Genomic DNA, 26894 nt, shown 5'->3' with positions numbered 1-26894 from the left:
GGTGGTCAGCCAGGAACAGCGGCGGCGTCAGCTCGCCCGGGAGAAGTTCTTGCGGCAGCAGCAGCGGCGTACCGAGGCACGTCGCAAGTCGCGCATCCGCAACGCGGTGATCGCGTCCGCGCTCGGTGTGGTCCTCGTGGGCAGCGGTGCGCTGTACGCGACCGGGGCGCTGGAGCAGGACGACGACAAGACCAACGCGAACGCGGAGGTCACGCCGAGCGCCGCACCGACGAGCAAGGCTCCGGACCCGTGCGACAAGCCCGCGGAGGGCGAGGTCGAGACGCAGACCTGGAAGAAGGAGCCGGCGATGTCCATCGACAAGTCGGCGAAGTACACCATGACGCTGGAGACGACCTGTGGCGCGATAGACGTGGCGCTGAAGGCGTCGGCGGCGCCGCACACCGTCAACTCGTTCAACTTCCTTGCCGACAAGGGGTATTTCGACCACAGCAGGTGCCACCGGCTCACCACCAACGGCATCTACGTGCTGCAGTGCGGTGACCCGACGGGCACCGGCACCGGTGGCCCCGGGTACACGATCCCGGACGAGAACCTGAAGGACGCGAGCCTGAAGGACAACATCTACCCGGCGGGTACGGTCGCGATGGCCAATACCGGGCAGAAGGACAGCGGTGGCAGCCAGTTCTTCCTGGTCTACCAGGACAGTCAGCTGCCGCCCAGCTACACGCCGTTCGGCACCCTGTCGGACGCCGGGATGAAGGTGCTGAAGAAGATCGCCGGTGCCGGGGAGAACACCGGAGCCGGCGACGGGGCGCCCAACGCGACGGTCGTGATCGACAAGGCGACCGTCACCGAATCCTGACCCCCAACTGCGTAATTTCGGTCGCGCGGGATGCGGACAGGCATCCCGTCGGTCGCCTATGTTGGCCGTGACGAAACTGTGGACGATGCCCGGGGGAGCTGGCAGGCCCCTTCGACGGCATCATGTGGAGGAGGCGCTGTGAGCAGCGACCCGTGGGGCCGCGTCGACGAGACGGGGACCGTGTACGTGCGTACGGCCGACGGCGAGAAGGTCGTCGGTTCCTGGCAGGCAGGCTCCCCCGAGGAGGCGCTGGCCTACTTCGAGCGCAAGTACGAGGGCCTGGTTGTCGAGATCGGCCTCCTCGAGAAGCGAGTGAAGACCACCGACCTGTCGTCCAAGGACGCCCAGACCGCGATCGAGCACCTGCGCGAGCAGGTCGACGCCCATCACGCGGTCGGTGACCTGGACGCCCTCAGGGCCCGGCTGGACAAGCTCGTGGAGCTGGTGGAGGCGCGTCGCGAGGAGCGCAAGGCACAGCGGGCCAAGCAGTCCGACGAGGCCCGGCACGCCAAGGAGGCGCTGGTCGCCGAGGCGGAGGAGCTGGCGCAGTCCGATCAGTGGCGGGCGGCCGGTGAGCGGCTGCGGTCCCTGGTGGACACCTGGAAGGGCCTGCCGCGGCTGGACCGCAAGTCCGACGACGAGCTGTGGCACCGGTTCTCGCACGCCCGGTCGGCGTTCTCCAAGCGGCGCAAGCAGCACTTCGCGCAGCTGGACGCGCAGCGCGAGGAGGCCCGCAAGACCAAGGAGCGGCTGGTCGCCGAGGCCGAGTCGCTGTCGAACTCGACGGACTGGGGTGCGACGGCGGCCCGCTACCGCGAGCTGATGACGGAGTGGAAGGCCGCGGGCCGGGCCCAGCGCGAGCACGAGGAGGACCTGTGGAACCGCTTCCGCGGCGCGCAGGACGTCTTCTTCGCCGCCCGCGGGTCGGTCTTCGCCGAGCGTGACGCGGAGCAGGCCGAGAACCTGAAGCTCAAGGAGGAGCTGGCCGGGGAGGCGGAGAAGCTGCTGCCGATCACGGACCTGAAGGCCTCGCGGGCCGCGTTCCGTGCGATCAACGAGCGCTGGGAGGCCATCGGCCATGTGCCGCGGGACGCCCGCCCGAAGGTCGAGGGCCGGATGCACACCGTGGAGCGGGCCCTGCAGGAGGCCGAGGAGGCCGAGTGGCGCCGGACCAACCCGGAGGCACGTGCGCGTGCCGCGGGCCTGACCGGCCAGCTGCAGGCCGCCGTGGACAAGCTGAGGGGCCAGATCGAGCAGGCGCGTGCCCAGGGCAACACCGCCAAGGCGGACAAGCTCGAGCGTGAGCTGGAGGGCCGCCAGGCGCTGCTGGACCAGGCGTTGAAGGGCCTGCAGGAGTTCGGCGGCTGAGACCGTCACACGGAAGGGGGCTGCCGTACCCGCGGGTGCGGCAGCCCCCTTTCGTGTGTCCTACGTGCGGTTGCGGGCCGAGGTGACGCGGTAGACGTCGTAGACGCCCTCGACGCCGCGTACGGCCTTCAGGACGTGGCCCAGGTGCTTCGGGTCGCCCATCTCGAAGGTGAAGCGGGAGGTGGCGACCCGGTCGCGGGAGGTCTGCACGGCGGCGGAGAGGATGTTGACGTGCTGGTCGGACAGGACGCGGGTGACGTCCGACAGCAGCCGGGAGCGGTCCAGGGCCTCGACCTGGATGGCGACCAGGAACACCGAGGACTGGGTGGGCGCCCACTCGACCTCGAGGATCCGCTCGGGTTCGCGGGAGAGCGAGTCGACGTTGACGCAGTCGCTGCGGTGCACGGAGACGCCGCTGCCGCGGGTGACGAAGCCGATGATCGGGTCGCCGGGGACCGGTGTGCAGCAGCGGGCGAGCTTGACCCAGACGTCCTCGACGCCCTTGACGATGACGCCGGGGTCGGAGCCCGCGCGGCGCTTGCGGCTGCGGCCGCGGGCCGGCGGGACGCTCTCGTCGATCTCCTCGGTGGCGGCTTCCTCGCCGCCGAGGGCCTGGACGAGCTTCTGCACGATGTTCTGCGCGGAGACGTGGCCCTCGCCGATCGCCGCGTACAGGGCGGAGATGTCCGAGTAGCGCATCTCGTGCGCGAGGGTGACCAGGGAGTCGCCGGTGAGGATGCGCTGGATGGGCAGGTTCTGCTTGCGCATGGCGCGGACGATGGAGTCCTTGCCGTGCTCGATGGCCTCGTCGCGGCGCTCCTTGGAGAACCAGGCGCGGATCTTGTTGCGGGCGCGGGGCGACTTGACGAAGCCGAGCCAGTCGCGGGAGGGGCCGGCTCCGGCCGCCTTGGAGGTGAAGACCTCCACCAGGTCGCCGTTGTCGAGGGTCGATTCGAGGGGTACGAGGCGGCCGTTGACCCGCGCTCCTATGGTGCGGTGGCCGACCTCGGTGTGGACCGCGTAGGCGAAGTCCACGGGGGTGGCACCGGCGGGCAGCGCTATGACGTCGCCCTTGGGGGTGAAGACGAAGACCTCGTTGCGGGACAGGTCGAAGCGCAGGGACTCCAGGAACTCGCCCGGGTCCTCGGTCTCCTTCTGCCAGTCCAGGAGCTGCCGCAGCCACGCCATGTCGTTGATGGCGTCCTTGTCCTTACCGGACCCCTTCGGGACGTCCGTGCGGACCTTGGAGGCGCCGGCGACGGCCTCCTGCTTGTACTTCCAGTGCGCGGCGATGCCGTACTCGGCGCGGCGGTGCATGTCGAAGGTGCGGATCTGCAGCTCGACGGGCTTGCCGCCGGGGCCGATGACCGTCGTGTGCAGCGACTGGTACATGTTGAACTTGGGCATCGCGATGTAGTCCTTGAACCGGCCGGGGACCGGGTTCCATCGCGCGTGCACCGTGCCGAGGGCCGCGTAGCAGTCGCGGACGGTGTCCACGAGGACGCGGATGCCCACCAGGTCGTAGATCTCCGCGAAGTCACGGCCGCGGACGATCATCTTCTGGTAGACGCTGTAGTAGTGCTTGGGGCGGCCGGTGACGGTGGCCTTGATACGGGCCGCCCGCAGGTCCTGCTGCACCTCGTCGGTGACGATGGCGAGGTACTCGTCGCGCTTGGGGGCGCGCTCGGCGACGAGGCGGACGATCTCGTCGTACATCTTGGGGTAGAGGATCGCGAAGGCGAGGTCCTCGAGCTCCCACTTGATGGTGTTCATGCCCAGGCGGTGGGCGAGCGGCGCGTAGATCTCCAGGGTCTCGCGCGCCTTCTTCTCCTGCTTCTCGCGCTTGAGGTAGCGCATGGTGCGCATGTTGTGCAGGCGGTCGGCGAGCTTGATGACCAGGACGCGGGGGTCCTTGGCCATGGCGACGACCATCTTGCGCACGGTCTCGGCCTGGGCGGCCTCGCCGAACTTGACCTTGTCGAGCTTGGTGACGCCGTCGACGAGGAGGGTGACCACGTCGCCGAAGTCGCGGCGGAGGTCCTCCAGGCCGTACTCGGTGTCCTCGACGGTGTCGTGCAGCAGTCCGGCCATGAGCGTGGCCGGGTCCATGCCGAGCTCGGCGAGGATGGTGGTGACCGCGAGCGGGTGGGTGATGTACGGGTCGCCGCTCTTGCGCTTCTGGCCGCGGTGCCAGCGCTCGGCGACCTGGTAGGCGCGCTCGATCTGGCGCAGGGTGGCGTTCTCGATCTTGGGGTCGTTGCCGCGGACGATGCGCAGCAGCGGCTCCAGGACCGGGTTGTAGGGGTTGGCGCGCTGGACGCCGAGCCGGGCGAGGCGGGCCCTGACGCGGTTGGAGGAGCCGGAGCGGGCGGGCTGGCCGGTGTTGGGCCGGGCCACGGCGGCCGAGCGCTCGGGCGGGGACGGCTTGGGGCGCGTCCGCTCGGGCTGGTCCACGGGCGCGGACTGGGCGTGCTGGACCGGCCCACGCGTGTCGTTCTTCGCGTGGGGCGCGCTCGGCGCGGGCTTGGCCGCGGCCGCCGAGGCGGACTCGGGCTTGGCTGCGGTCAGGTGCTGGGCCTCGTCTGGCAAGAGGACTCCTCGTGCGCGATCCGGGTCCCCCGGTCAGGCTCCGGAGACCCCATGGTAGCGATCCCCTGCTCGCGGATCGCCTTCGGAGCGGTGTGAGGACCGTCTACCCCACCAACACACGGGGCGGACGCCCGATTCCTCCCGGGCCGGCCCCGGCCCCGGGGAGCCGGGGCCGGCCCGCGCGGACGGCCGTGGTCGTCACTCGGCAGCGGGGCCTTTGTCCCGGTCTCCCGGAACGGCGGAAGGCGCCCCGGGACGTGGTTCCGGGGCGCCCGTCGTGCCGTGGGACGGTCCGCTCACACGGCGATGAGCGCCTCCAGGGGCACTCCGTCCAGCACGGACTCCAGCCGCTGCCGTCCCCCGAGGAACGTCAGCTCCATCAGGACCGCCAGACCCGCGACCTCGGCGCCCGCCCTGCGGACGAGCCGGACCGAGGCCTCGGCGGTACCGCCGGTGGCGAGGACGTCGTCGATCACCAGAACGCGGTCGTCGGCGCACAGGTCCTCGGCGTGCACCTCGATCTCGGCGGAGCCGTACTCGAGGTCGTACGCCTGGCTGAGGGTGGCTCCGGGGAGCTTGCCCGCCTTGCGTACGGGGATGAAGCCGAGGCCCGCGCGGACGGCGACCGGGGCGCCGAGGATGAAGCCCCGGGCCTCCAGGCCGACGATCTTCGTGGCGCCGGTGCTGCGGGCGATGCCGGCGAGGGCGTCGCTGAGCGCGGAGAACGCCTCGGGGTCCGCCAGGAGCGGGGTGATGTCCTTGAACATCACGCCCGGCTCCGGGTAGTCCGCCACATCCCGGATCCGGCTGAGCAGCAGGGCCGGGATGTCGGTGCGTGCGGTCATCGGCGCTTCCCCGAGGAACGGCCCCGGCCGCGGGCGCGGGAGGCGGACTGGCGCGGCCCGACGACCGCGGGCCCGGCGTCCTCGGGCTCTTCTCCGTGGTCACCGGCGACGGCCATGGCCATCTCCGGGTCGTCCGGGCCGGCGCCCTGGGCGCGCTTGGCCATGACCCGTTTCTTCAGGGACTTCATTCCGGGCTCGAGCTCCTTGAGGTCGGCGACGAGCGGCGTGGCGATGAAGATCGAAGAATACGCACCGGCGGCGAGGCCGACGAACAGCGACAGCGAGATGTCGTTGAGCATGCCGGCGCCGAGGACACCGCCACCGATGAACAGCAGGCCCGCCACCGGCAGCAGCGCGACCACCGTGGTGTTGATGGAGCGGACCAGGGTGCTGTTGATGGAGCGGTTGGCGATCTCGCTGTAGGTCCAGCGGGTCTGCTTGGTGATGTCCTTCGTCTGTTCCTTGAGGCTGTCGAAGACGACGACCGTGTCGTACAGCGAGTAGCCGAGGATGGTCAGCAGGCCGATCACCGTGCCCGGTGTGACCTCGAAGCCGACGAGGGCGTAGATGCCGACGGTGATGGTGATGTCGTGGATCAGCGCGACGAACGCGGCGACGGCCATGCGCCACTCGAAGGCGATCGCCAGGTAGATCACCACGAGGACCATGAAGATGGCGAGGCCCTGCCAGGCCTTGTTGGCGATCTGTTCGCCCCAGCTGGGGCCGACCAGCTCGGCGTTGATCTGCTCGCCGTTGACCTTCAGGTCCTCGGCGAGCGTGTCCTTGATCTTGTCCGAGGTGCTGGTGTCGATGCCCGCGACCTGGATGCGCAGGCTGCCGTCACCGAGCTTCTGCACGATGGCGTCGTGACCGGAGGCTTCCTCCGCGTACTCCTCGGCCTCGGTGACCGAGACGCTCATGTTCTTCGGGGTGGTGAAGACCGCTCCGCCTTGGAACTCGATGCCCATGTGCAGGCCGCGCCCCGCCACACCGACGATGGCCAGGATGGTGATCAGGATGGAGACGCCGTACCAGATCCTGCGGTTCTTGACGAAGTCGTAGCCGGTCTCGCCATGGTGGAGCCGGGCTCCGAGGGTGCCGAGTCTCGACATCTCTCACGCCTCCTTCGGCTGGGCGGGGGCGGAGGGACGACGGGTGCGGCGCAGGGGTGGTTTGGCACCGAGCGCCTTCGGGTCGAGCCCGGACCACTTGTGACCGCTCGCGAAGAACTTCCGGCGGGCCATCAGCGTCAGCAGGGGCTTGGTGAAGAAGAACACCACGACGACGTCGAGCACGGTGGTCAGGCCGAGGGTGAACGCGAAGCCCTGGACCTTGCCGACGGTGACGACGAAGAGCACGGCGGCGGCGAGGAACGACACGAAGTCGGAGACCAGGATGGTGCGCCGGGCGCGCGGCCAGGCCCGCTCCACGGCGGGGCGCAGCGTACGGCCCTCGCGGATCTCGTCCCGGACCCGTTCGAAGAACACGATGAAGGAGTCCGCCGTGATGCCGATCGCGACGATGGCACCGCACACGGCCGGCAGGTTCAGCGCGAAGCCGATCGTCGGGCCGAGCAGCGACATGATGACGTAGGTCAGGGCGGCGGACACCAGCAGCGAGAGGATCGCGATGAAGGACAGGCCGCGGTAGTAGACCAGCAGGTACAGGACGACCAGGGCGAGTCCGATGGCACCGGCGATCAGGCCGGCCTCGAGCTGCTCGCCGCCGAGGGCGGCGGTGACGGTGGTGACGCTGTCCTCGCGGAAGGTCAGGGGCAGGGCGCCGTAGGACAGCATGTTGGCCAGTTCCTGGGCCGACTGCTGGTCGAAGTTGCCGGAGATCTCGGCGTTGCCGCCGGTCAGGGCCTGGCTCACGTACGGGTCGGAGACGACCTCGTTGTCCAGGACGATGGCGAACTGGTTCTGCGGGGACTGCTGCTGGGCGAGCCGGCCGGTGACGTCGGCGAACTTCTTGGCGCCGCCGTCCGTGAACTTCATGGTGACGGTCCAGCCGGCACCGGTCTGGGTGTTGAGGACGGCGTCGGCCTCGTCGACGTCCGTGCCGTCGACCGCGGCGGCACCGAGGATGTACTTCTGCCACTGGCCCTGGGAGTTCTGGCCGCAGGCGAGGGTGGGGTCGCCGGCCTTGGCGCCGTCGCCGGCCTTGGCGCGGACGCTCTCCTTGGTGCAGTCGAGCGCGGCGTACTGGGCCTGGAGCTCGCTGTCGGGGGCGCCGGGGGCGGACGGGGCGGGGTCGGCCTGGTCGTCGGCCTTGCCGCTGGGGGAGCCGGAGGGGGTCTCGTCGGCCTTCAGGGCGTCGGTGACCGCGCGGCCCTGGGTGGTGGCGCTCGCCGAGGGGCTGGTGGAGGCGGACGGGGAGGAGCCGTCGGTGGCCTTCTCGGTCGCCTTGTCCCGGCCGGAGTCCTGCCCTGCGGCGTCGCCGGTCGCGCTGGGCGTCGGAGCGGCTCCGCCGCCGGCCAGTTCGGTGGCGACGACGGGGCGGAAGTAGAGCTTGGCGGTGGTGCCGACCTGTTCCCGGGCCTGCTTGGAGTTCGTGCCCTTGGGGATGTTGACGATGATGTTGCGGGTGCCCTGCGTCTGGACCTCGGCCTCGGAGACACCGAGACCGTTGACACGCCGCTCCATGATGGAGACCGCGGTGTCCATGTTGGTCTTGTTGATCGCGGACTCCTGGCCGGCCTCGGGGACCGCGGCCAGGGTGATACTCGTGCCACCGGCCAGGTCGATGCCGAGACGCGGAGTGGTGTGTCCGGAGGCGAACATCCCCCCGGTGAGCGCCACGATGGCGATCAGGATGAGAGCAAGCGAGCGCCACGGCTTACTTGTGGCGCTCGCGTTCTTTCCCTTTTTGAGTGCTGCCACCTTCTCGTACTCCCTCTCGGGCCGCCTCGCGCCGGGTCGGGGAGCGGGCGGCCATCACATGGTGTCGGGATTCCGTGCGGGCTGGGCACGTCCAGGGGCGCGCGGGAAGCACCCGCGCGCCCCTGGACATGACCGCTACTTCGCGTCGGAGTCGCCGTCGGACTTCTTCGGCTGCGCGTCCGCCTTCGCCCCGTCGGCGGTGTCGGCGTCGGCCGGCTCGTCGGCCGCGTCCTTCTTGCCGAGGTCGACGGGCGTGTCGTCGGAGGCGGCGGCAGCGTCGGAGGAGTCGTCGGTCTCGGTGAGGGAGGAGGCGTCGTCGGGGACGACGTCGGACTTCAGGTCGTGCTCGATGCCGTGGACGATGCGGTTGTACTCGTCGTCGGAGAGGACGGCACCGATCGAGTTCTTGGCGAACAGCAGCTCGACGCCCGGGCCGGCGTCGAGGAGGACCGTGTCCTCGTTGACCTCCTTGACCGTGGCGTACATGCCCCCGATGGTGCGGACGCCGGAACCCGGCTGCATCTGGTTCCGCATCTCGATGGCCTCTTGCTGCTTCTTCTTGGCCGACCGGGTCATCAGGAACATGGCCCCGATGAGCACAATGAACGGGAGGAGGGTCAGGAGACTCACGGGTCGGAACTTCCTTCAACACGACCGCGATGGTGAACGGCCTGATGGTTGGGGGTGTGTGACGCCGCCGACAACGACGGCATCGGCGGAGTCTAAGCGAGTCCGCGCCAAGGGAACAACGCTCAGCATGGCACCCAGGTTCCTGCCTGGGCCAACGCGCTCGCCGTCACGTCCCGAACAGGTCCGCTTGTCCGTTTCCCGGGGCCTGTGACCGGGGCGGTGCCAGGCCGAGGTGCGCCCATGCCGCCGGGGTGGCGACCCGCCCGCGGGGGGTGCGGGCGAGCAGTCCCTCCCGTACCAGGAAGGGCTCCGCCACCTCTTCCACCGTCTCACGTTCCTCCCCCACCGCGACAGCGAGCGTGGAGAGGCCGACCGGTCCGCCGCCGAACAGTTTGAGCAGTGCCTCGAGGACCGACCGGTCCAGCCGGTCCAGGCCACGGGCGTCGACCTCGTAGACGGCGAGGGCCGCGGCGGCGATGTCCTTGGTGATGTGGCCGTCGGCCTTGACCTGCGCGTAGTCCCGGACGCGGCGCAGCAGCCGGTTGGCGATCCGGGGGGTGCCGCGGGAGCGGCCGGCGATCTCCGCGGCGCCGGCGGTGTCGATCTCCACGTCGAGCAGGCTCGCCGAGCGGTGCACGACCCGCTCCAGTTCGGCCGGTTCGTAGAACTCCATGTGCGCGGTGAAGCCGAAGCGGTCGCGCAGCGGGGGCGGCAGCAGGCCGGCCCGGGTGGTGGCGCCGACCAGGGTGAAGGGGGGCAGTTCCAGGGGGATGGCGGTGGCGCCGGGGCCCTTGCCGACGATCACGTCGACGCGGAAGTCCTCCATCGCCATGTAGAGCATCTCCTCGGCGGGCCGGGACATGCGGTGGATCTCGTCGAGGAAGAGGACCTCGCCCTCCTGGAGGGAGGAGAGGATCGCGGCGAGGTCGCCGGCGTGCTGGATGGCGGGGCCCGAGGTGATGCGGATGGGGGCTTCCATCTCGGCCGCGATGATCATCGACAGGGTGGTCTTGCCGAGGCCGGGGGCACCGGAGAGCAGCACGTGGTCGGCGGTGGCGCCGCGCGCGCGTGCGGCGCGCAGGACGAGGTCGAGCTGTTCCCTGACCTTCTCCTGGCCGATGAACTCGCCCAGGTCCTTGGGGCGCAGGGCGGCCTCGACGGCCTGGTCGTCACGGTCGGCGACGGGGCCCACCAGCCGCTCGCCGGTGGCGTCGGGGTCGGTGGTGTCGTCCCAGTTCATGTGCGTTGCCTCAGCTCTCCGTACGGGCTATCGGGCGCGGTTCAGCGTCTGCAGGGCGGCCTTCAGGAGCTGTCCCACCTGCGGGGTGCCCCCGGCGGCCTCCGCCTGGGGTGCCACCGCGGTCACGGCCTCGTCGGCCTCGCGGGTCGCGTAGCCGAGGCCGATCAGGGCGGCGTGCAGCTGGTCGCGCCAGCCGGTGGTGACGGGCGCGCCGACGGCGGGGGCGCCGACCGGCTCGCCGAGGCGGTCCTTCAGCTCCAGGAGCAGCTTCTGGGCTCCCTTCTTGCCGATGCCCGGGACGGCGGTGAGCGCCTTCTCGTCGCCGGTGGAGACGGCCCGGCGCAGCGCGTCGGGGGTGTGCACGGCGAGCATCGCCTGGGCCAGCCGGGGGCCGACGCCGCTGGCCGTCTGGAGCAGCTGGAAGACCTGGCGCTCGTCGTCGTCGGCGAAGCCGTACAGGGTCAGGGAGTCCTCGCGCACGACGAGGGAGGTGGCGAGCTTCGCGGGCTTGCCCACGCGGAGCGTGGACAGCGTGTTCGGCGTGCACTGGACGGCCATGCCCACGCCGCCGACCTCGACCACCGCGGCATCGGGGGCGAGGGCGGCGACCGTGCCACTGACGAAGGCGATCATGTCGTACGGCCTTTCGGTGCGTGCGGGGTGGCCGGCGCGAGGGGTGCTCGTGCGGTGCCGGGGGCTCTGGAGGTGTGCCGGGCGACGGCCTGCTGGAGCCGGTTCTGGGCGGGGGCGCGCCAGATGTGGCAGATGGCGAGTGCCAGGGCGTCGGCGGCGTCGGCGGGCTTCGGCGGCGCGTCGAGCCGCAGCAGCCGGGTGACCATGGCGCCGACCTGTGCCTTGTCGGCGCGGCCCGAGCCGGTGACGGCGGCCTTGACCTCGCTGGGCGTGTGCAGGGCGACGGGGATGCCGCGGCGGGAGGCGCACAGGATCGCCACCGCGCTGGCCTGCGCGGTGCCCATCACCGTACGGACGTTGTGCTGGCTGAAGACGCGCTCCACCGCGACGTACTCGGGCCGGTGCTCGTCCAGCCACTGTTCGAGGCCCTGCTCGACGGCGACCAGGCGGTGGCCGAGGTCGGCGTCGGCCGGTGTGCGGACCACGCCCACGCCGAGCATGGTGAGCGGTCTTCCGGCGACGCCCTCCACGACCCCGACGCCGCACCGGGTCAGTCCCGGGTCCACCCCCAGTACGCGCACGCGCCGCACCCTCTCTCCTCGATCACCTGTTTGTGCAGGCTATCGGGTGCCACTGACAGAGCGACGGGCCGACGGAAGTGTCCCGTCGGCCCGCTGAGCAGGGGACGCGTTACGCGTCGACCTTCTCCATGATCTCGTCGCTCACGTCGAAGTTGGCGAAGACGTTCTGCACGTCGTCGCTGTCCTCCAGGGCGTCGATGAGCTTGAAGATCTTCCTGGCGCCCTCCTCGTCCAGCTCGACCTGCATGGTCGGGACGAAGTTGGCCTCGGCGGAGTCGTAGTCGATCCCGGCGTCCTGCAGTGCGGTGCGCACGGCGACCAGGTCGGTGGCCTCGCTGAGCACCTCGAAGTTCTCACCGAGGTCGTTGACCTCCTCGGCGCCCGCGTCCAGCACGGCGGTGAGGACGTCGTCCTCGCTCAGCCCGCCCTTGGGGACGATGACCACGCCCTTGCGGTTGAACAGGTAGGACACCGAGCCCGGGTCGGCCATGGAGCCGCCGTTGCGGGTCATCGCGACGCGCACGTCCGAGGCGGCACGGTTGCGGTTGTCGGTGAGGCACTCGATGAGCACCGCGACACCGTTGGGCCCGTAGCCCTCGTACATGATGGTCTCGTAGTCGGCGCCGCCGGCCTCGAGACCGCCACCGCGCTTGATGGCGGAGTCGATGTTCTTGTTCGGCACCGACTGCTTCTTGGCCTTCTGGACGGCGTCGTAGAGCGTGGGGTTGCCGTCCAGGTCGACGCCGCCCATCCGCGCGGCGACCTCGATGTTCTTGATCAGCTTCGCGAAGAGTTTGCCGCGCTTGGCGTCGATCACGGCCTTCTTGTGCTTCGTCGTGGCCCATTTAGAGTGGCCGGACATCTGCCTGTCTCCTTCGCGTAACCCATCTCTGCAACGAACGCAGGAATCCTACAAGGACTCGGCCGTCCGCTTCTCGCGTGTCATGCCGACGAACAGGGCGTGCACACGGTGGTCACCGGTCAGTTCCGGGTGGAACGACGTGGCCAGGGCGTTGCCCTGGCGGACCGCGACGATGTGTCCGCCGTGCTCGGCGAGCACCTCGGCCCCGGCGCCGACGGACTCCACCCAGGGGGCGCGGATGAAGACGCCCTCGACCGGTTCGCCGGTGACGCCCCTGACGTCGACCGCGGCCTCGAAGGACTCGTTCTGCCGGCCGAAGGCGTTGCGGCGCACGATCATGTCGATGCCGCCGACCGTCTCCTGGCCGGAGCGGGGATCGAGGATCTTGTCGGCGAGGAGGATCATGCCCGCGCAGGTGCCGTAGACGGGCATGCCGTCGCGCACGCGCGCGCGGAGGGGTTCCATCAGTCCGAACAGGACGGCGAGCTTGGAGATCGTGGTGGACTCGCCGCCGGGGAGGACCAGGCCGTCGACCTCGGCGAGTTCCTCGGGCCGCCGGACCGGCCTGGCCACGGCGTCGGCCGCGGCCAGGGCGGTGAGGTGCTCCCGTACGTCACCCTGGAGGGCCAGGACGCCGATGACAGGGGTGCTCATGGGTGCTTACCAGCCGCGGTTGGCGTAGCGCTCGGTCTCGGGGAGGGTGTCGCAGTTGATGCCGACCATGGCCTCGCCGAGGTTGCGGGACGCGTCCGCGATGATCTTCGGGTCGTCGTAGAAGGTCGTCGCCTTGACGATGGCGGCGGCGCGCTTGGCCGGGTCGCCGGACTTGAAGATGCCGGAGCCGACGAAGACGCCCTCGGCGCCGAGCTGGCGCATCAGCGCGGCGTCGGCGGGGGTGGCGACACCGCCGGCGGAGAACAGCACGACGGGGAGCCTGCCCAGTCCCGCGACCTCCTTGACCAGCTCGTACGGGGCGCGCAGCTCCTTGGCGGCGGCGTACAGCTCGTTGTTGTCGTAGCCGCGCAGGCGGGCGATCTCGTTCTTGATCTGGCGCAGGTGGCGTACGGCCTCGACGACGTTGCCGGTGCCGGCCTCGCCCTTGGAGCGGATCATGGCGGCGCCCTCGGCGATCCGGCGCAGGGCCTCGCCCAGGTTGGTGGCGCCGCAGACGAAGGGGGTGGTGAAGGCGAACTTGTCGCTGTGGTTGACCTCGTCGGCCGGGGTGAGGACCTCGGACTCGTCGATGTAGTCGACGCCGAGCGACTGGAGCACCTGGGCCTCGACGAAGTGGCCGATGCGGGACTTGGCCATCACGGGGATGGACACCGCGTCGATGATGCCCTCGATCATGTCCGGGTCGGACATGCGGGCCACGCCGCCGTCCTTGCGGATGTCGGCCGGGACCCGCTCCAGGGCCATGACGGCGACGGCTCCGGCGTCCTCGGCGATCTTCGCCTGCTCCGGAGTGACGACGTCCATGATCACGCCGCCCTTGAGCTGCTCGGCCATGCCGCGCTTCACGCGGGCGGTGCCGGTCTCGGGACCCTGGTTTTCGGAGAGCGTGCTGGACACGAATGACCTCGCTGAGGGGAAAGGGGGGTTTCTGCAGCACTGAGGAAACGTGAACGGAGCAGGCCACAGCAAGGGCCAATGGGAAGCCGGTGGATCGTTTTCCGGGTCCTTCGGGCGGGGCGGCCGGCGGCGCGGCGGGGCTCCGGCCGCTATGCGGCGCGTTCGATCAGGGCTGCGGGGGGCTCGTCGTCCATCTCGAAGGCCATCGGGAAGGGCGCGTGCCCGGCCAGCCGGAACCAGCGCACCTTGCGGTGGCGCCGCAGGGCCCGTGCGGCGCGTACGGCGTCGTTGTGGAAGCGGCGGGCCATGGGCACCCTGCGGACCGCCTCGGCGAGCTCCAGGGCGGCGTCCTCTCCCCCGGGCACCTCCCTGACCGCGTCCACCTGCTGCGCGTCCGCGAAGACCGCGCGCAGCGCCTGGGTCAGCTCGCTCTCGGCGACCTCGCGCTGCTCCTCCACGGCCTGCCGCGCGGCGTGCGCCGCTTCGTACAGCACGATCGAGGCGGCGGGGTCGAGCACGCCCGAGGTGGCCAGTTCCTGGGCCACGGAGGCGCGGCGCAGCAACTGCGCGTCGAGCGCGGCGCGGGCGGCGTCGATACGGGCGTGCAGCCGGTCCAGCCGCCCCGCCGTCCAGCTCAGATAGAGGCCGATGGCGACGAGGGCGACGAGGATCCAGATGAGGGTTGCGGTCACGGGCGGCAAGGCTAGTACCGCCGCCCACGGCCGCCGTCCGTGGGGGCGACGCACGAGGGGCCCGCACGGCCCGCCGCGCGCGGCCCCCGCACGGGCGAAGGGACACCCGGCGCTCCGCTGCGTGCCCCCTTCGGCCCGGCCGCAGGCCCGCCCCCGCGCTCCCCCGCACGCACAGGGAATCACCCGGGGCGGCTTACGGGCCGCCGCCCCCTCAGTCCCGGGCCAGGCCCAGCCGGGCCCGCAGCCCCGTCGCCCGGTCGTCCGCCGCCACCGCCGCGGCGCCCGCCGTCACCGTCTCGTAGACCGACAGGATGTCCGCGCCGACCGTCGACCAGTCGAAGCGGCGGACGTGGGCGCTGCCGCGGTCGCGCAGTTCCGCGCGGCGCCCGGGGTCCCCGAGGAGCCGCAGCGCGGCGTCGGCGAGCGCGTCCGCGTCCTCGTTGGCGAACAGTTCGCCCGCCGCGCCCCGGTCGAGGACCTGGGCGAAGGCGTCGAGGTCGGAGGCGAGCACCGGCGCGCCCGCGGACATCGCCTCGACCAGGATGATGCCGAAGCTCTCGCCGCCGGTGTTGGGTGCCACGTACACGTCGACGCTGCGCAGGAAGCGGGCCTTGTCCTCGTCGCTGATCATGCCGAGGAACTCCACGCGCGGGCGCAGCTCGCGCGGCAGCGACGCGACGGCCTCCTCCTCGTCGCCCCGGCCCGCGACCAGCAGCCGCGTCTCCGGGCGGGCGGCGAGGATCTTCGGCAGGGCCTTCATCAGCACCGGAAGCCCCTTGCGGGGCTCGTCGATGCGGCCGATGAAGCCGATGGTGCCGCCCTGCCACTCGGGCCGGGGCTCGGCCTTGGCGAAGAAGTCGACGTCGACGCCGTTGGGGATGACCACCGCGTCGCCGCCCAGGTGCTCGACGAGCGTGCGGCGGGCGTACTCGCTCACCGCGATCCGCGCGCTGATCTTCTCCAGGGCGGCCTGGAGGATCGCGTACGCGGCGATCATCGCGCGGGAGCGCGGGTTGGAGGTGTGGAAGGTGGCGACGATCGGTCCCTCGGCCGCCCAGCAGGTCAGCAGGCCGAGCGACGGCGAGGTCGGCTCGTGGATGTGGACGACGTCGAAGGCGCCCTCGTGCAGCCAGCGCCGCACCCGCGCGGCGGACAGGAAACCGAAGTTGAGCCGGGCCACCGAGCCGTTGTACGGCACGGGCACCGCGCGGCCGGCCGAGACGACGTACGGCGGCAGCGGGGTGTCGTCGTCGGCCGGGGCGAGGACGGACACGTCGTGACCGAGGCGGATGAAGTACTCCGCCAGGTCACGGATGTGGAACTGGACGCCACCCGGTACGTCCCACGAGTACGGGCAGACGATGCCGATCCTCACGACGGGGTCCCCTCCTGGTTCTTCCCCGGGGCCGTCGCGGGATCCCGCGCGGGGTCGAGGTCCTTCAGCCACAGACGCTGGAGCATGTGCCAGTCCTGCGGATGATCGGCGATCCCGGTGGCGAAGGCATCGGCCAGCGCCTGTGTCATGACGGACGTCCTCTCGGCGCGCGTACCCGACCCGGGGACCTCGACCGGCGGATGGACCCGCCCCCGCATCACGGGCGAGTCGTCGTACCAGAGGGTCACCGGCAGCAGCCGCGCCCCGGTCTGCTGGGCCAGCAGGGCGGGCCCGGCCGGCATGCGGGCGGTCTCGCCGAAGAAGCCGACCTCGACGCCGGAGGAGGACAGGTCGCGGTCGGCGACCAGACAGACCAGTCCGCCGTCGCGCAGCCGCCGGGCCAGGGTGCCGAAGGCGGCGCCGCCGCTGTGCGGGAGCACCTCCATGCCGAGGCCCTCGCGGTAGGCGACGAACCGGTCGTAGAGCGTCTCCGGCTTCAGCCGCTCGGCGACGGTGGTGAACGGTATGCCCAGCTTCGTGGTGACCCAGGCGCCGGCCAGGTCCCAGTTGGCGAGGTGCGGCAGCGCGAGGACGACGCCCTTGCCGGCCGCCATGCCGTCGGTGAGGTGGTGCAGGTCCTCGGGTTCGAAGCCGGACGCGATCCGCTCGGGGCTCCAGGCGGGCAGCCGGAAGGACTCCATCCAGTAGCGCAGGTACGAGCGCATGCCCGCGCGGGAGAGCTCCGCGAGCCGCTCCGGTCCCGCGTCCGGCACGACGCGCGCGTAGTTGCTCTCCAGCCGGAGGACGCCCTTGCCGCGCTGCTTCCACGCGGCGTCGGCGATGGTCCTGCCGAGGCGTACGGCGACCGGCTCGGGGAGTTTCTTGACGGTGCCCCACCCGGCGCCGTACAGGGCGTCGGTGAGCCGCTCCTGGACACTCACTTCGCGGCCTCGCTCCCCCGGGCCTCCCGCGCCTCGGCGGCCTCCACCTCGGCGGACTCCCGGCGCACGGTGACGACCCGCTGGACCAGCGTCACCAGGCTGCCCACGGCGACGATCCACAGGGCGACGGGCAGCAGGTACTGGATACCGGGCACCCCGAAGGCGTGCAGTCCGGCGAAACCGGCCGCGACCAGCGAGATCACCAGCCGCTCGGCCCGCTCGACCAGCCCGTTGACGGCGACCGGAAGCCCGATCGACTCACCGCGCGCCTTGGTGTACGACACCACCTGCCCGCTGGCCAGGCAGAAGATGGACACCGCGCACAGCACGTTGTCGTCGCCGCCGCCCGCGTACCACAGGGCGAAACCACCGAAAATGGCCCCGTCCGCGACCCGGTCGAGGGTGGAGTCCAGGAAGGCGCCCCAGCGGCTGGACCGGCCGAGCTGGCGGGCCATGTTGCCGTCGACCAGGTCGGAGAACACGAACAGCGTGATGACGACCGTGCCCCAGAAGAACTCGCCCATGGGGTAGAAGACCAGCGCGCCCGCGACCACACCGGCGGTACCGATGAGCGTGACCGTGTCCGGGCTGACCCCCCGCCGGATGAGAAACGCGGCGAACGGCGTGAGGACACGCGTGAAGAATGCACGCGCGTACTTGTTCAGCATGGCCTTCCCGACGGTCGGTGTGGCCGCGCGGCCCTGCTGGCCACCGGCGGGCCCAATCGTAGCCACGCGCGCGTGCGGGCGACGGCCGTACCCCCACAGGCATGCCGGGGCCGCCCGCCGCGCCCCGCCCGGCCGGACGTCCGCGCGAGGGCCGGCCGCCGCCTCCGTCCGTACCGCCGTGAACAGGGGATACGCCGGGATCGCGTCCTTCGTATGGACGCGCCGTGACGGGAGTGGAAAGCTCGAATGACCGCGGGCGCCGCCGGAGCCGCACCGCACGCGGATTCCGCGGGTCCGCGCCCACAGTGACCTCACCGTGCACGGGAGGCAGGAGCATGGGCGACAAGGCGCACACACACCCCGGGGCCGCCGGCAGGGCACAGGCGGCCGACCATCCCACGTCCGTACGGAATGTGGTGCTGGTCGGCCACTCCGGATCGGGCAAGACGACCCTGGTGGAGGCTCTCGCGCTGACCGCGGGGGCCCTGAACCGGGCGGGCCGCGTGGAGGACGGCACCGCCGTCTCCGACTACGACGACATCGAGCACCGCCGGCAGCGCTCGGTGCAGCTCTCCCTGGTGCCGGTCGAATGGGACGGCATCAAGGTCAACCTGCTGGACACCCCCGGATACGCCGACTTCGTCGGGGAACTCAGGGCCGGTCTGCGAGCGGCGGACGCGGCCCTCTTCGTCGTCTCCGCCTCGGACGGCGTGGACGGCTCCACCCGCATGGTGTGGGACGAGTGCGCGGCGGTCGGCATGCCGCGCGCCATCGTCGTCACCCACCTGGAAGCCGCCCGCGCGGACTTCGACGAGATGACACGCGTGTGCGCGGAGGCCTTCGGCGGCGACGACCCCGACGCCGTACTGCCGCTGTACCTGCCGCTGCACGGCCCGGAGGGACCCGACGGGCACGCGCCCGTGCACGGCCTGATCGGGCTGCTCACACGGAAGCTGTTCGACTACTCCGGCGGCGAGCGCAAGGAGTCCGAACCGGACGGGGAACAACTGCCCCTCATCGAGGAGGCCCGCGGCCGGCTGATCGAGGGCATCATCGCCGAGAGCGAGGACGAGACCCTCATGGACCGCTACCTGGGCGGCGAACAGGTCGACGTCAAGACGCTGATCGAGGACCTGGAACGGGCGGTCGCACGCGGGGTGTTCTTCCCCGTCCTGGCCGCCGCTCCCGCCGCCGAGGGCGCCCGCCAGGGACTCGGCACCGTGGAGCTGCTGGAGCTGATCACGGGCGGCTTCCCGACTCCGCTGGAACACGGCACACCGAACGTGACCACGGTCGACGGCAGGCCGCGCGAGCTCCAGCCCTGCGATCCGGACGCCCCGCTGGTCGCCGAGGTCGTGAAGACCTCCTCCGACCCCTACGTCGGCCGGATCTCCATGATCCGCGTCTTCTCCGGCACGCTCCGCGCCGACCAGACCGTTCACGTCTCCGGACACGGACTGGCCGACCGGGGCCACGAGGACCACGACGTCGACGAGCGGATCGGCGCCCTGTCCACGCCGTTCGGCAAACAGCAGCGGCCGGTGTCGCACGTCATCGCCGGCGATCTCGCGTGCGTGGCGAAACTGAGCCGCGCGGAGACCGGCGACACCCTCTCCGACAAGGACGACCCCCTGCTCATGGAGCCCTGGGAGATGCCCGATCCGCTGCTGCCGCTCGCCATCGAGGCACACAGCAAACCGGACGAGGACAAACTCTCGCAGGGCCTGGCCCGGCTGGTCGCCGAGGATCCGACGATGCGGCTGGAACAGAACCAGGACACCCACCAGGTGGTGCTGTGGTGCCTGGGCGAGGCGCACGCCGACGTGGCCCTGGAACGGCTGCGCAGCCGCTATGGCGTCCAGGTCGACGTCGTACCGCACCGGGTGTCCCTCAGGGAGACCTTCGGGGGGAGGGCGGCCGGACGCGGCCGGCACGTCAAACAGTCCGGCGGACACGGGCAGTTCGCCATCTGCGAGATCGAGGTGGAGCCACTGCCGAACGGCTCGGGCATCGAGTTCGTGGACAAGGTGGTCGGCGGCGCGGTCCCCCGGCAGTTCATCCCCTCGGTCGAGAAGGGCGTCAGGGCCCAGGCCGTCAAGGGAGTCGCCGCGGGACATCCGCTCATCGACGTACGGGTGACCCTGCTCGACGGCAAGGCGCACTCGGTGGACTCCTCCGACGCCGCGTTCCAGACGGCGGGCGCCCTGGCACTGCGCGAGGCCGCCTCCGACGCGAGGATCCACCTGCTGGAGCCGGTGGCCGAGGTGAGCGTCCTGGTCGGTGACGAGTACGTCGGCCCGGTCATGAGCGACCTCTCCGGCCGGCGCGGCAGGGTGCTCGGCACCGAGCAGTCCGCCGGGGGACGCACCCTGATCAAGGCCGAGGTACCCGAGATCGAGATCGGACGCTACGCCGTCGACCTGCGCTCCCTCTCCCACGGCACCGCCCGCTTCAGCCGCCGCTACGCACGCCACGAACCCATGCCGCCGCAGGTCGCGGAACGGGTCAAGGAGGAGGCGCGCACGGCCTCGTGACGCGCGCCGGGCGCCCGCGGAATGCCCCCGCGGGCGCCCGCGTACGCCGACTGTGCCGCGACAGCCGGGGAATGCTTCACGCCGTACCGGTGGACCGCTTGGGCGGTCCACCGGCGGTTGCCGTTCGCTGCGGATACGCTGAAGACCTGATCAACAGGTGTGCGCAGCAAGGAAGTCGGGAAGGCCGCAAGACGACAGTCGCGGCGATCGGGGGCGGGAATGACCGTGGAGAGCGGTTACGCGGACTTCTTCGGTCCGCAGGTGCCACGCACCGGCGACGAAGGCCAGACGCCGACCTTCGCGCTGGCCTCGGCGGCCTACCGGGACAACGAGGCCGACGAGATACTCAAGGCCAACAACGAGTGGCACAAGTCCGAGGTCGGCAAGCCCCGGGTCAAGCTGTTCCGGCCCAACCTGGGCGAGGCGTTCTCCCGGGCGGTCATCGACCGCATGCTGGGCTCCGGCCGCGCCCCGCTCATCCAGTCCTTCGGCACCCAGCCGCAGGTGGTGGTCGAGCACTCACTGGCGGCGCACCGCATCCGACGCGAGCGGGACAACTGGCTGAGCGCCGTCATGGTCCTGTGCGGGCTGCTCTTCCTGCCCGGCCTGCTGGTGTGGCTGCTGGTCTTCCAGATCCGCACCACGATGTCCCGGCGCGAGGACAAACGGGCCGGCGCGCTCGCCACCACCCTGCTGGTCGCGGTGGCCGCCCTCGCCGTGCTGTTCCTGCTGCGCATGCCGTTCGACGGCTTCTGGGGCTGGTACGCCCGCGCCTGCGTGGTCGCCCCCGTGGTGGGCTGGTTCTGGGCCAAGCAGATCTGCGAGCGCACGGCGAAGGACCTGCGCGAGCGGTGGAGCAGTCTGCTCTCCGGGAGCAGCGTGGGCGCCAAGGTGCCCGAGGCGGTCCCCGCCAGCCCCGGTGAGACGGCGGCCGAGCAACTGCGCCAGTCCCTGGCCCGGCTCAGCGCCGAGCAGCAGTCCAACTCCGTGTTCTACGCCGGCCCCAAGGGCATACTCGGCATGGGCACGCGCTGGGGCAGCTGGCAGCTCGCCGAGGAGCTGGTGCCGGCCGGCGCGGACCGGGAGATCAACCCGTTCCGCAGCTGGGACGTCGTCAAGGCCATCCACGACCGGCTGCGGATGCTGGAACGCGGCCCGCTGCACACCGGGGGCTTCCCCAAGCCGTCGGTACGGCACTGGATCGTCACCCCGATCGGGGAGAACGCCACGGCGGTGTCCCGTCCGGAGGGCACGGACGTCGAGGCGTACCAGATCAAGTCCCACGCCATACAGGACATCTGCAACAAGCAGCAGTTCGGCGCCGGTGACCGGCACTATCTGGGCGTGCAGTGGACGTTGTGGGACGGCCAGCTGGTGATCACCATGCTGATCACCGTGACCGTACTGCACGAGACGCTGCGCATCGAGGTGACCGGGCACGCGCTGGGGCCGGTCCACTCGCTGTTCACCACGGGGCCCGCCGCCAAGGAGAAGGAGGTCCAGAAGTCGGTCAAGTTCTGGGAGACCCGGAAGGTGAAGCTCCCGCTGGTCGACTCGGACGAGGTGGTACGCCTGACCGCCCGGGCACCGCTGACCTGGTACCCGCCGCTGCTGTACTGGCTCGGCGGCAAGCTCAGCCTGCCGGAGCCGTTCGGCCTGCGGCACGCGTGGGCGGACAAGCCGTGGCGGCACCGGTTCATGGCGGACGACGCGCTGCGGGCGGCGACGCCGGTGCTGCGGGCGGTGCACTCGGCGGCGATCAAGGTGCTGGAGGAGAACGGCGTGGACACGGAGAAGTTCGGGGCGCGGTCGTCGTTCCTGAGCACGGCCGTGCAGGATGCTGCGCCGAAGAAGGCGGACCTCTATGACGCGTGAGCGTCACGTGCCGTGAGTTGTAGCAGACCGGGGGCGGGTGCGCGGCTCGGCGCCGACGAGGTGCCGCTGCGCCCACCCGTGCCGCCCCGCGGCACGACTGCCCGCAGTGGGGCAGCTAGGCCGGCCAGGCTTCCGCGAGCATCTTTCTCGTGTCGGCCAGGAGTTGCGGGAGCACCTTCGTGTGGGCGATCGCCGGCATGAAGTTGGTGTCGCCGCCCCAGCGGGGGACGATGTGCTGGTGCAGGTGGGCGGCGATGCCCGCGCCGGCGACCGTTCCCTGGTTCATGCCCAGGTTGAACCCTTGGGCCCCGGACGCCGTACGCAGAGCCGTCATCGCCTGCTTGGTCAGCTCGGCGAGTTCGGCGGTCTCCGCGTCGGTCAGGTCGGTGTAGTCGGCGACGTGGCGGTACGGAACGACCATGGTGTGGCCGCCGGTGTAGGGGTACAGATTGAGCACCGCGTACACCAGCTCACCGCGCCGGATGATCAGCCCGTCCTCGTCCGACTTGCCCAGGATCGCGCAGAAGGGGCAGCCGTCGTCGGCACCCGAGCCGGTCGGCTTGTTCTCGCCCTGGATGTAGGCCATCCGATGGGGCGTCCACAGACGCTGGAACGCGTCCTGCGTGCCCACTCCCCACTGCTGCTCCGGCTCACTCGTCATGCGTGCAGCATATGGCGTCACCGGAGGAGCAGGGCAAAGGCCCCCGGGAACACGTCCCGGGGGCCTTTCGGCCCCGCGTCGGCGGGGAACATCACACCTGCACGCGACGCTCCACCACATCAACGAGCTTCGCCAGCGCCTGGTCACGCGGAATGCCGTTCTCCTGCGAACCGTCGCGGTAGCGGAACGACACCGTGCCCGCGTGCATGTCCTCGTCACCGACGATGATCATGAACGGGACCTTCTGCTTCTGCTGCGTGCGGATCTTCTTCTGCATCCGGTCCGAGGAGGAGTCCACCTCGACGCGCAGCCCCTTCCGCCGTGCCTCGCCCGCGAACTCCTCCAGGTACTGCACGTGGGCGTCACCGACCGGGATGCCCACAGCCTGGACCGGCGCGAGCCACGCCGGGAAGGCGCCCGCGTAGTGCTCCAGGAGCACCGCGAAGAACCGCTCGATGCTTCCGAACAGCGCGCGGTGGATCATGACCGGGCGGGTCTTGGAGCCGTCCGCGGCCGTGTACTCCAGGTCGAAGCGCTCCGGCAGGTTGAAGTCGAGCTGGATGGTCGACATCTGCCAGGTACGGCCGATGGCGTCCTTGGCCTGGACGGAGATCTTCGGGCCGTAGAAGGCGGCGCCGCCCGGGTCCGCCACGAGCTCCAGGTTCTGCTTCTCGGCGACCTGGCGCAGCGTTTCGGTGGCCTCTTCCCACGCCTCGTCGGTTCCGACGAACTTCGTCTCGTCCTTGGTGGACAGCTCCAGGTAGAAGTCGGTCAGACCGTAGTCGCGCAGCAGGTTGAGGACGAAGGTGAGGGTCTTGTCGAGCTCCTCGGACATCTGCTCGCGGGTGCAGTAGATGTGCGCGTCGTCCTGGGTGAAGCCGCGGGCCCGGGTCAGACCGTGCACGACGCCCGACTTCTCGTACCGGTACACGGTGCCGAACTCGAAGAGACGCAACGGCAGTTCACGGTAGGACCGTCCCCGCGCATCGAAGATCAGGTTGTGCATCGGGCAGTTCATGGGCTTGAGGTAGTAGTCCACGCCCTCGTCGAGCTGCATGGGCGGGTACATGCCGTCGGCGTACCAGTCCAGGTGGCCCGAGGTCTCGAAAAGCCGCCCCTTCGTCGCGTGCGGGGTGTAGACGAACTCGTAGCCCTCCTCCTCGTGCCGCCTGCGGCTGTAGTCCTCCATGACCCGGCGGATGATGCCGCCCTTGGGGTGGAAGACGGCGAGGCCGGAGCCGATCTGCTCCGGGATGGAGAACAGGTCGAGCTCGGAGCCGAGCTTGCGGTGGTCGCGCTTCTCGGCCTCGGCGAGGAACTCCAGGTGGGCCTTCAGCTCGTCCTTGGTCGGCCAGGCGGTGCCGTAGATGCGCTGGAGCATGGGGTTCTTCTCGCTGCCGCGCCAGTAGGCGGCAGCGTTGCGCATCAGCTTGAACGCCGGGATGTTCCGGGTGGTGGGCAGGTGGGGGCCCCTGCAGAGATCCCGCCAGCACAGCTCGCCGGTCTTGGCGTCCAGGTTGTCGTAGATCGTCAGCTCGCCGGCGCCGACCTCGACGTCCGCGCCGTCGTCGTGCGAGGCGGAGCCCTTGAGGCCGATCAGCTCCAGCTTGTACGGCTCGTCGGCGAGCTCTTCCCGGGCCTCGTCGTCGGTGACCACACGGCGGGAGAACTTCTGCCCCCGCTTCTGGATCTCCTGCATCTTCTTCTCGATGGCCTTGAGGTCATCGGGGTGGAAGGGCTTCTCGACGTCGAAGTCGTAGTAGAAGCCGTCCTTGACCGGCGGGCCGATGCCCAGCTTGGCCTCGGGGAACAGCTCCTGCACGGCCTGGGCCATGACGTGCGCGGTGGAGTGACGCAGGATGTTCAGGCCGTCCTCGGAGGAGATCTCCACACCCTCGACGGTCTCGCCGTCCCTGACCTCGTAGGCGAGGTCCTTGAGCTCGCCGGCCACGCGCGCGGCGATGACCGAGCGCTCGCCGGCGAAGAGCTCGGCGGCCGTAGTGCCCGTCGTCACCACGCGTTCTTCCCGCTCGGAATCGCGTTGGATGATCACACGGACGTCTGACACCGGTCTCTCCTGACTGAAGGCTGTGGTCGCGGCGCCATACCGGAGCGCACGCATGGGTGCGATCGTACCGACCCGGGTGGGTCCTCCGCGAAATCAGTTTCCGTCGTCGGGGCCGCAGGCCTCGCCGAAGAAGGCCGCGGTCTCGGCGTTGGCCTGGAGCGCCTTGAGCAGGCGGTCCCGTTCGGCGTCGTCGACCTGCACCGGCGCCAGCTCGCGGGCGTCGGTGAGCCGGCGGAAGCCGCCCCGGCTCTCCAGCCGCCCCCGCACCCGTACCGGGAGGCCTACGAGGTGGGCGTGTCCGGCGATGCGGTAGTTCTCCTCGCCGAGCGTGATCCGGACCTGGCCGATCTCGGCCCCGGCGAGGACCCGCAGCCGGATGACGCCCTCGCCGCGGGGTCCGGACCGGTGCATCCGTACGACGGTGCCGGTGATCCGTACGGTGACGGACGGTTCCGCGCGCCGGTAGCGCAGGCCGGCGTCGCGCAGGACGGGCAGGTCGCCGGGTGAGAACTCGACGGGTTCCGCGGTGGCCGCGCAACCGCCGGGCACGCCGGCCGCCGGGGCCCAGGCGACACCGACGCGGGCGCCCTCGGTGCCGCGGACCAGGGCGGCGAGGGCTTCGGTGAGTTCATGGCTGACGCCCGCGGCGACGGCGGTGTCGAAGGCGTCCATGCCGCCGGTGGCGCGGCGGTAGTCGATGGCCTCGCGGACGGCGTGGAGGGCGTGGTGGAGGCATACGGCGAGGGAGCGGCCGGTGGTGACGGGGGCGAAGGCGGTGAGCCTGCGTCCGTCCGGGGCGGGTCCGACCAGGACGGTGTCCAGTGCGGCGGCGGCCGTGCGCCGGTGCCGGGTGCCGTGGAATCCGGTGCGGGCGCGGGTGGCGAGGGCGGCGGCGAGCAGGGTGCGGCGGGCGGCGGAGCGCAGTTGTTCCTCCGCGGTCCAGGCGGTGGCGCCGCCGGGGCCGGCCGGGATGTCGCGCCACCAGTGGATCTCGTCGCTGGGCACGGCGAGGGAGAGCAGGATCTCCCGGGCGCGGGGGGTGCCGCTGCGGGAGAGGGCGTGCAGGGCCTCGGTGAGGAGGTCCTCGCTGTCGGGGAAGGCGCGGCTCACCGGTACGAGGAGGCTGGTGCCGGTGCCCGGTCCGGGCGGGGTCCAGCGGCCGTAGCGTCCGGTGACGCCGCCGCGGCGCTGCCAGCCGTGCCGGTGGAGCAGGGCGGTGAGGACGGCGGGGTCGGTGTCGGCGGGCGCGGGCGGGCGGGTGTCGAAGGCGGCGTCGGCGGGGTGGGGGCGTACGGGCCGCGGGGGTTCGCCGGTCGGGCGGTGCGTCACGGTGTTCCTCCGGTCCCGACCCGCGTCATGATCTCGCACAGCGCCCGGTCGTCGAAGATGCGTGAGGTGGGGACCCGCACGGTGGTGCGGTGCCGGCCGGTGACCGGGTGTCCCGCGAGGTTGGTCCAGTAGCAGCAGTGCCGCAGGTCGAGGCGGTCGTGGCCGGCGCGCAGCCAGTCGTCGGGTGAGCGCGGCACGATCATCACGACGAGGATCTTGTGCACGGTGACCGGGGTGCGGGCGAGTTTGACGAGGTGGGCGTTGTCGAGCGTGAAGGAGAAGAAGGGGCCCGGCGGGCCGGGGGCGATCTGGTAGGTCGCCTTCAGCTGCACCTTGATGGTGACCTCGTCGTCGACGGTGTGTCCGGGGGCGCTGTGGCTGACGTGCCAGTCGATGCCGTTGTCCGGGAACGGCTGGGAGAGTGAGCAGCCGGCTGCGGCCGCGACGGCGTGCAGATAGCCGACCTGCAACGTCTCCATGCAGGCGGTGGTGGCGAGGGTGCCGCGAGAGGCCGGCGTGCGCTCGGGCAGCAGCCCGCCCCGTTCGGGCTGCGCGATGGCCATGGCCAACAGCCTTCCAGAACAGTGGTTTCCCCGTGCCGGGTCACTGAACTGCAAAGACCCGTACTCGTGTTGTCTCCTTCCGGCGTACGGCGCAAACAGCCCGGGTATCACCGGATCGGGCAGTGGACTGTGTGTCAACTGCCGAGGGTGAGCGAGGGGTTGT

At 71.0% G+C, this 26894-nt stretch carries 23 protein-coding genes; 4 read left to right on the top strand and 19 right to left on the bottom strand.

The features are described 5' to 3' along the window. Position 1: 1 nt before the first annotated feature. Entirely contained in the window at positions 2–823 is an 822-nt protein-coding gene (locus ACZ434_RS21340) for a peptidylprolyl isomerase (protein ID WP_468458077.1), read from the top strand. A 138-nt stretch (positions 824–961) separates the two neighbouring features. Continuing rightward, positions 962–2191 carry a DUF349 domain-containing protein gene (locus ACZ434_RS21335; protein WP_468458075.1) on the top strand — a complete coding sequence of 410 codons (1230 nt, stop codon included), beginning with the start codon at positions 962–964 and terminating at the stop codon, positions 2189–2191. Between the two features lie 60 nt (positions 2192–2251). Here the strand turns inward: ACZ434_RS21335 and relA are convergent, their stop codons facing one another. The 15 genes from relA to pgsA all read right to left on the bottom strand — a co-directional run bounded on the left by relA (position 2252) and on the right by pgsA (position 17701). Next, complete coding sequence (gene relA, locus ACZ434_RS21330; protein ID WP_468458073.1) at positions 2252–4780, bottom strand: GTP pyrophosphokinase; 2529 nt, start codon at positions 4778–4780, stop codon at positions 2252–2254. Positions 4781–5076: 296 nt separating this feature from the next. Further along, positions 5077–5625, bottom strand: a complete 549-nt coding sequence (locus ACZ434_RS21325) for an adenine phosphoribosyltransferase (protein WP_468458071.1) — start codon at positions 5623–5625, stop codon at positions 5077–5079. Then, on the bottom strand, positions 5622–6737 hold the full coding sequence (gene secF, locus ACZ434_RS21320) for a protein translocase subunit SecF (protein ID WP_468458069.1): 1116 nt from the start codon (positions 6735–6737) through the stop codon (positions 5622–5624). Before secF ends, ACZ434_RS21325 begins: the two co-directional genes overlap by 4 nt. 3 nt (positions 6738–6740) lie before the next feature. Beyond that, positions 6741–8507, bottom strand: a complete 1767-nt coding sequence (secD, locus tag ACZ434_RS21315) for a protein translocase subunit SecD (protein ID WP_468458067.1) — start codon at positions 8505–8507, stop codon at positions 6741–6743. Between the two features lie 135 nt (positions 8508–8642). Next, positions 8643–9137, bottom strand: a complete 495-nt coding sequence (gene yajC / locus ACZ434_RS21310) for a preprotein translocase subunit YajC (protein ID WP_468458065.1) — start codon at positions 9135–9137, stop codon at positions 8643–8645. Between the two features lie 166 nt (positions 9138–9303). Next, entirely contained in the window at positions 9304–10377 is a 1074-nt protein-coding gene (gene ruvB, locus ACZ434_RS21305) for a Holliday junction branch migration DNA helicase RuvB (RefSeq protein ID WP_468458063.1), read from the bottom strand. Between the two features lie 27 nt (positions 10378–10404). Next, entirely contained in the window at positions 10405–11010 is a 606-nt protein-coding gene (gene ruvA / locus ACZ434_RS21300) for a Holliday junction branch migration protein RuvA (RefSeq protein WP_468458061.1), read from the bottom strand. After that, positions 11007–11591: a crossover junction endodeoxyribonuclease RuvC gene (gene ruvC / locus ACZ434_RS21295; protein WP_468458059.1), complete on the bottom strand. Its 585-nt coding sequence runs from the start codon at positions 11589–11591 to the stop codon at positions 11007–11009. The genes ruvA and ruvC overlap by 4 nt, the downstream gene beginning before the upstream one ends. Positions 11592–11700: 109 nt before the next feature. Further along, positions 11701–12453, bottom strand: a complete 753-nt coding sequence (locus ACZ434_RS21290; RefSeq protein ID WP_468458057.1) for a YebC/PmpR family DNA-binding transcriptional regulator — start codon at positions 12451–12453, stop codon at positions 11701–11703. A gap of 48 nt (positions 12454–12501) precedes the next feature. After that, complete coding sequence (gene pdxT, locus ACZ434_RS21285) at positions 12502–13107, bottom strand: pyridoxal 5'-phosphate synthase glutaminase subunit PdxT (RefSeq protein WP_468458055.1); 606 nt, start codon at positions 13105–13107, stop codon at positions 12502–12504. A gap of 6 nt (positions 13108–13113) precedes the next feature. Then, a complete protein-coding gene (gene pdxS, locus ACZ434_RS21280) occupies positions 13114–14025 on the bottom strand; it encodes a pyridoxal 5'-phosphate synthase lyase subunit PdxS (protein ID WP_468458053.1) in 912 nt (303 codons plus the stop codon). Positions 14026–14174: 149 nt separating this feature from the next. Then, the gene (locus tag ACZ434_RS21275; RefSeq protein WP_468458051.1) at positions 14175–14717 is read right to left on the bottom strand and encodes a LemA family protein; all 543 of its coding nucleotides are present in this window, start codon (positions 14715–14717) and stop codon (positions 14175–14177) included. A 211-nt stretch (positions 14718–14928) separates the two neighbouring features. Then, the gene (locus ACZ434_RS21270) at positions 14929–16092 is read right to left on the bottom strand and encodes a glycosyltransferase family 4 protein (protein WP_468458049.1); all 1164 of its coding nucleotides are present in this window, start codon (positions 16090–16092) and stop codon (positions 14929–14931) included. Beyond that, positions 16089–17033: a phosphatidylinositol mannoside acyltransferase gene (locus ACZ434_RS21265; RefSeq protein ID WP_468458047.1), complete on the bottom strand. Its 945-nt coding sequence runs from the start codon at positions 17031–17033 to the stop codon at positions 16089–16091. Before ACZ434_RS21265 ends, ACZ434_RS21270 begins: the two co-directional genes overlap by 4 nt. Further along, positions 17030–17701, bottom strand: a complete 672-nt coding sequence (pgsA, locus tag ACZ434_RS21260; protein WP_468458280.1) for a phosphatidylinositol phosphate synthase — start codon at positions 17699–17701, stop codon at positions 17030–17032. Before pgsA ends, ACZ434_RS21265 begins: the two co-directional genes overlap by 4 nt. A 335-nt stretch (positions 17702–18036) precedes the next feature. Between pgsA and ACZ434_RS21255 the strand changes: the two genes are divergently transcribed. Next, complete coding sequence (locus tag ACZ434_RS21255) at positions 18037–20235, top strand: elongation factor G-like protein EF-G2 (protein ID WP_468458045.1); 2199 nt, start codon at positions 18037–18039, stop codon at positions 20233–20235. Positions 20236–20454: 219 nt separating this feature from the next. Then, positions 20455–22110 carry a hypothetical protein gene (locus ACZ434_RS21250; RefSeq protein WP_468458043.1) on the top strand — a complete coding sequence of 552 codons (1656 nt, stop codon included), beginning with the start codon at positions 20455–20457 and terminating at the stop codon, positions 22108–22110. Between the two features lie 115 nt (positions 22111–22225). On the opposite strand, the gene ACZ434_RS21245 is transcribed toward ACZ434_RS21250, so the two are convergent. From ACZ434_RS21245 to ACZ434_RS21230, 4 genes are all read right to left on the bottom strand, one after another. Continuing rightward, the gene (locus tag ACZ434_RS21245; protein ID WP_468458041.1) at positions 22226–22771 is read right to left on the bottom strand and encodes an HIT family protein; all 546 of its coding nucleotides are present in this window, start codon (positions 22769–22771) and stop codon (positions 22226–22228) included. 91 nt (positions 22772–22862) lie between these two features. Further along, positions 22863–24839, bottom strand: coding sequence for a threonine--tRNA ligase (thrS, locus tag ACZ434_RS21240; protein ID WP_468458039.1), 1977 nt, complete (start codon positions 24837–24839; stop codon positions 22863–22865). 93 nt (positions 24840–24932) lie between these two features. Continuing rightward, positions 24933–26168, bottom strand: a complete 1236-nt coding sequence (locus tag ACZ434_RS21235; RefSeq protein WP_468458037.1) for a hypothetical protein — start codon at positions 26166–26168, stop codon at positions 24933–24935. Next, the gene (locus tag ACZ434_RS21230) at positions 26165–26731 is read right to left on the bottom strand and encodes a DUF4365 domain-containing protein (protein ID WP_468458035.1); all 567 of its coding nucleotides are present in this window, start codon (positions 26729–26731) and stop codon (positions 26165–26167) included. The genes ACZ434_RS21235 and ACZ434_RS21230 overlap by 4 nt, the downstream gene beginning before the upstream one ends. Between the last annotated feature and the right edge of the window lie 163 nt (positions 26732–26894).

This window comes from Streptomyces sp. NPDC030893, from assembly GCF_055571535.1.
The sequence above is the reverse complement of the archived record's forward strand: the minus strand, read 5'-3'. Positions and strand labels throughout refer to the sequence as shown.

What these genes read in the sequence shown, in the direction of transcription:
- ACZ434_RS21325 (WP_468458071.1), bottom strand. Translation starts at nt 5,625, where the DNA reads ATGACCGCACGCACCGACATCCCGGCCCTGCTGCTCAGCCGGATCCGG.
- secF (WP_468458069.1), bottom strand. Translation starts at nt 6,737, where the DNA reads ATGTCGAGACTCGGCACCCTCGGAGCCCGGCTCCACCATGGCGAGACC.
- ruvB (WP_468458063.1), bottom strand. Translation starts at nt 10,377, where the DNA reads ATGAACTGGGACGACACCACCGACCCCGACGCCACCGGCGAGCGGCTG.
- ruvA (WP_468458061.1), bottom strand. Translation starts at nt 11,010, where the DNA reads ATGATCGCCTTCGTCAGTGGCACGGTCGCCGCCCTCGCCCCCGATGCC.
- ACZ434_RS21290 (WP_468458057.1), bottom strand. Translation starts at nt 12,453, where the DNA reads ATGTCCGGCCACTCTAAATGGGCCACGACGAAGCACAAGAAGGCCGTG.
- pdxT (WP_468458055.1), bottom strand. Translation starts at nt 13,107, where the DNA reads ATGAGCACCCCTGTCATCGGCGTCCTGGCCCTCCAGGGTGACGTACGG.
- pgsA (WP_468458280.1), bottom strand. Translation starts at nt 17,701, where the DNA reads ATGCTGAACAAGTACGCGCGTGCATTCTTCACGCGTGTCCTCACGCCG.
- ACZ434_RS21255 (WP_468458045.1), top strand. Translation starts at nt 18,037, where the DNA reads ATGGGCGACAAGGCGCACACACACCCCGGGGCCGCCGGCAGGGCACAG.
- ACZ434_RS21250 (WP_468458043.1), top strand. Translation starts at nt 20,455, where the DNA reads ATGACCGTGGAGAGCGGTTACGCGGACTTCTTCGGTCCGCAGGTGCCA.
- ACZ434_RS21245 (WP_468458041.1), bottom strand. Translation starts at nt 22,771, where the DNA reads ATGACGAGTGAGCCGGAGCAGCAGTGGGGAGTGGGCACGCAGGACGCG.
- ACZ434_RS21230 (WP_468458035.1), bottom strand. Translation starts at nt 26,731, where the DNA reads ATGGCCATCGCGCAGCCCGAACGGGGCGGGCTGCTGCCCGAGCGCACG.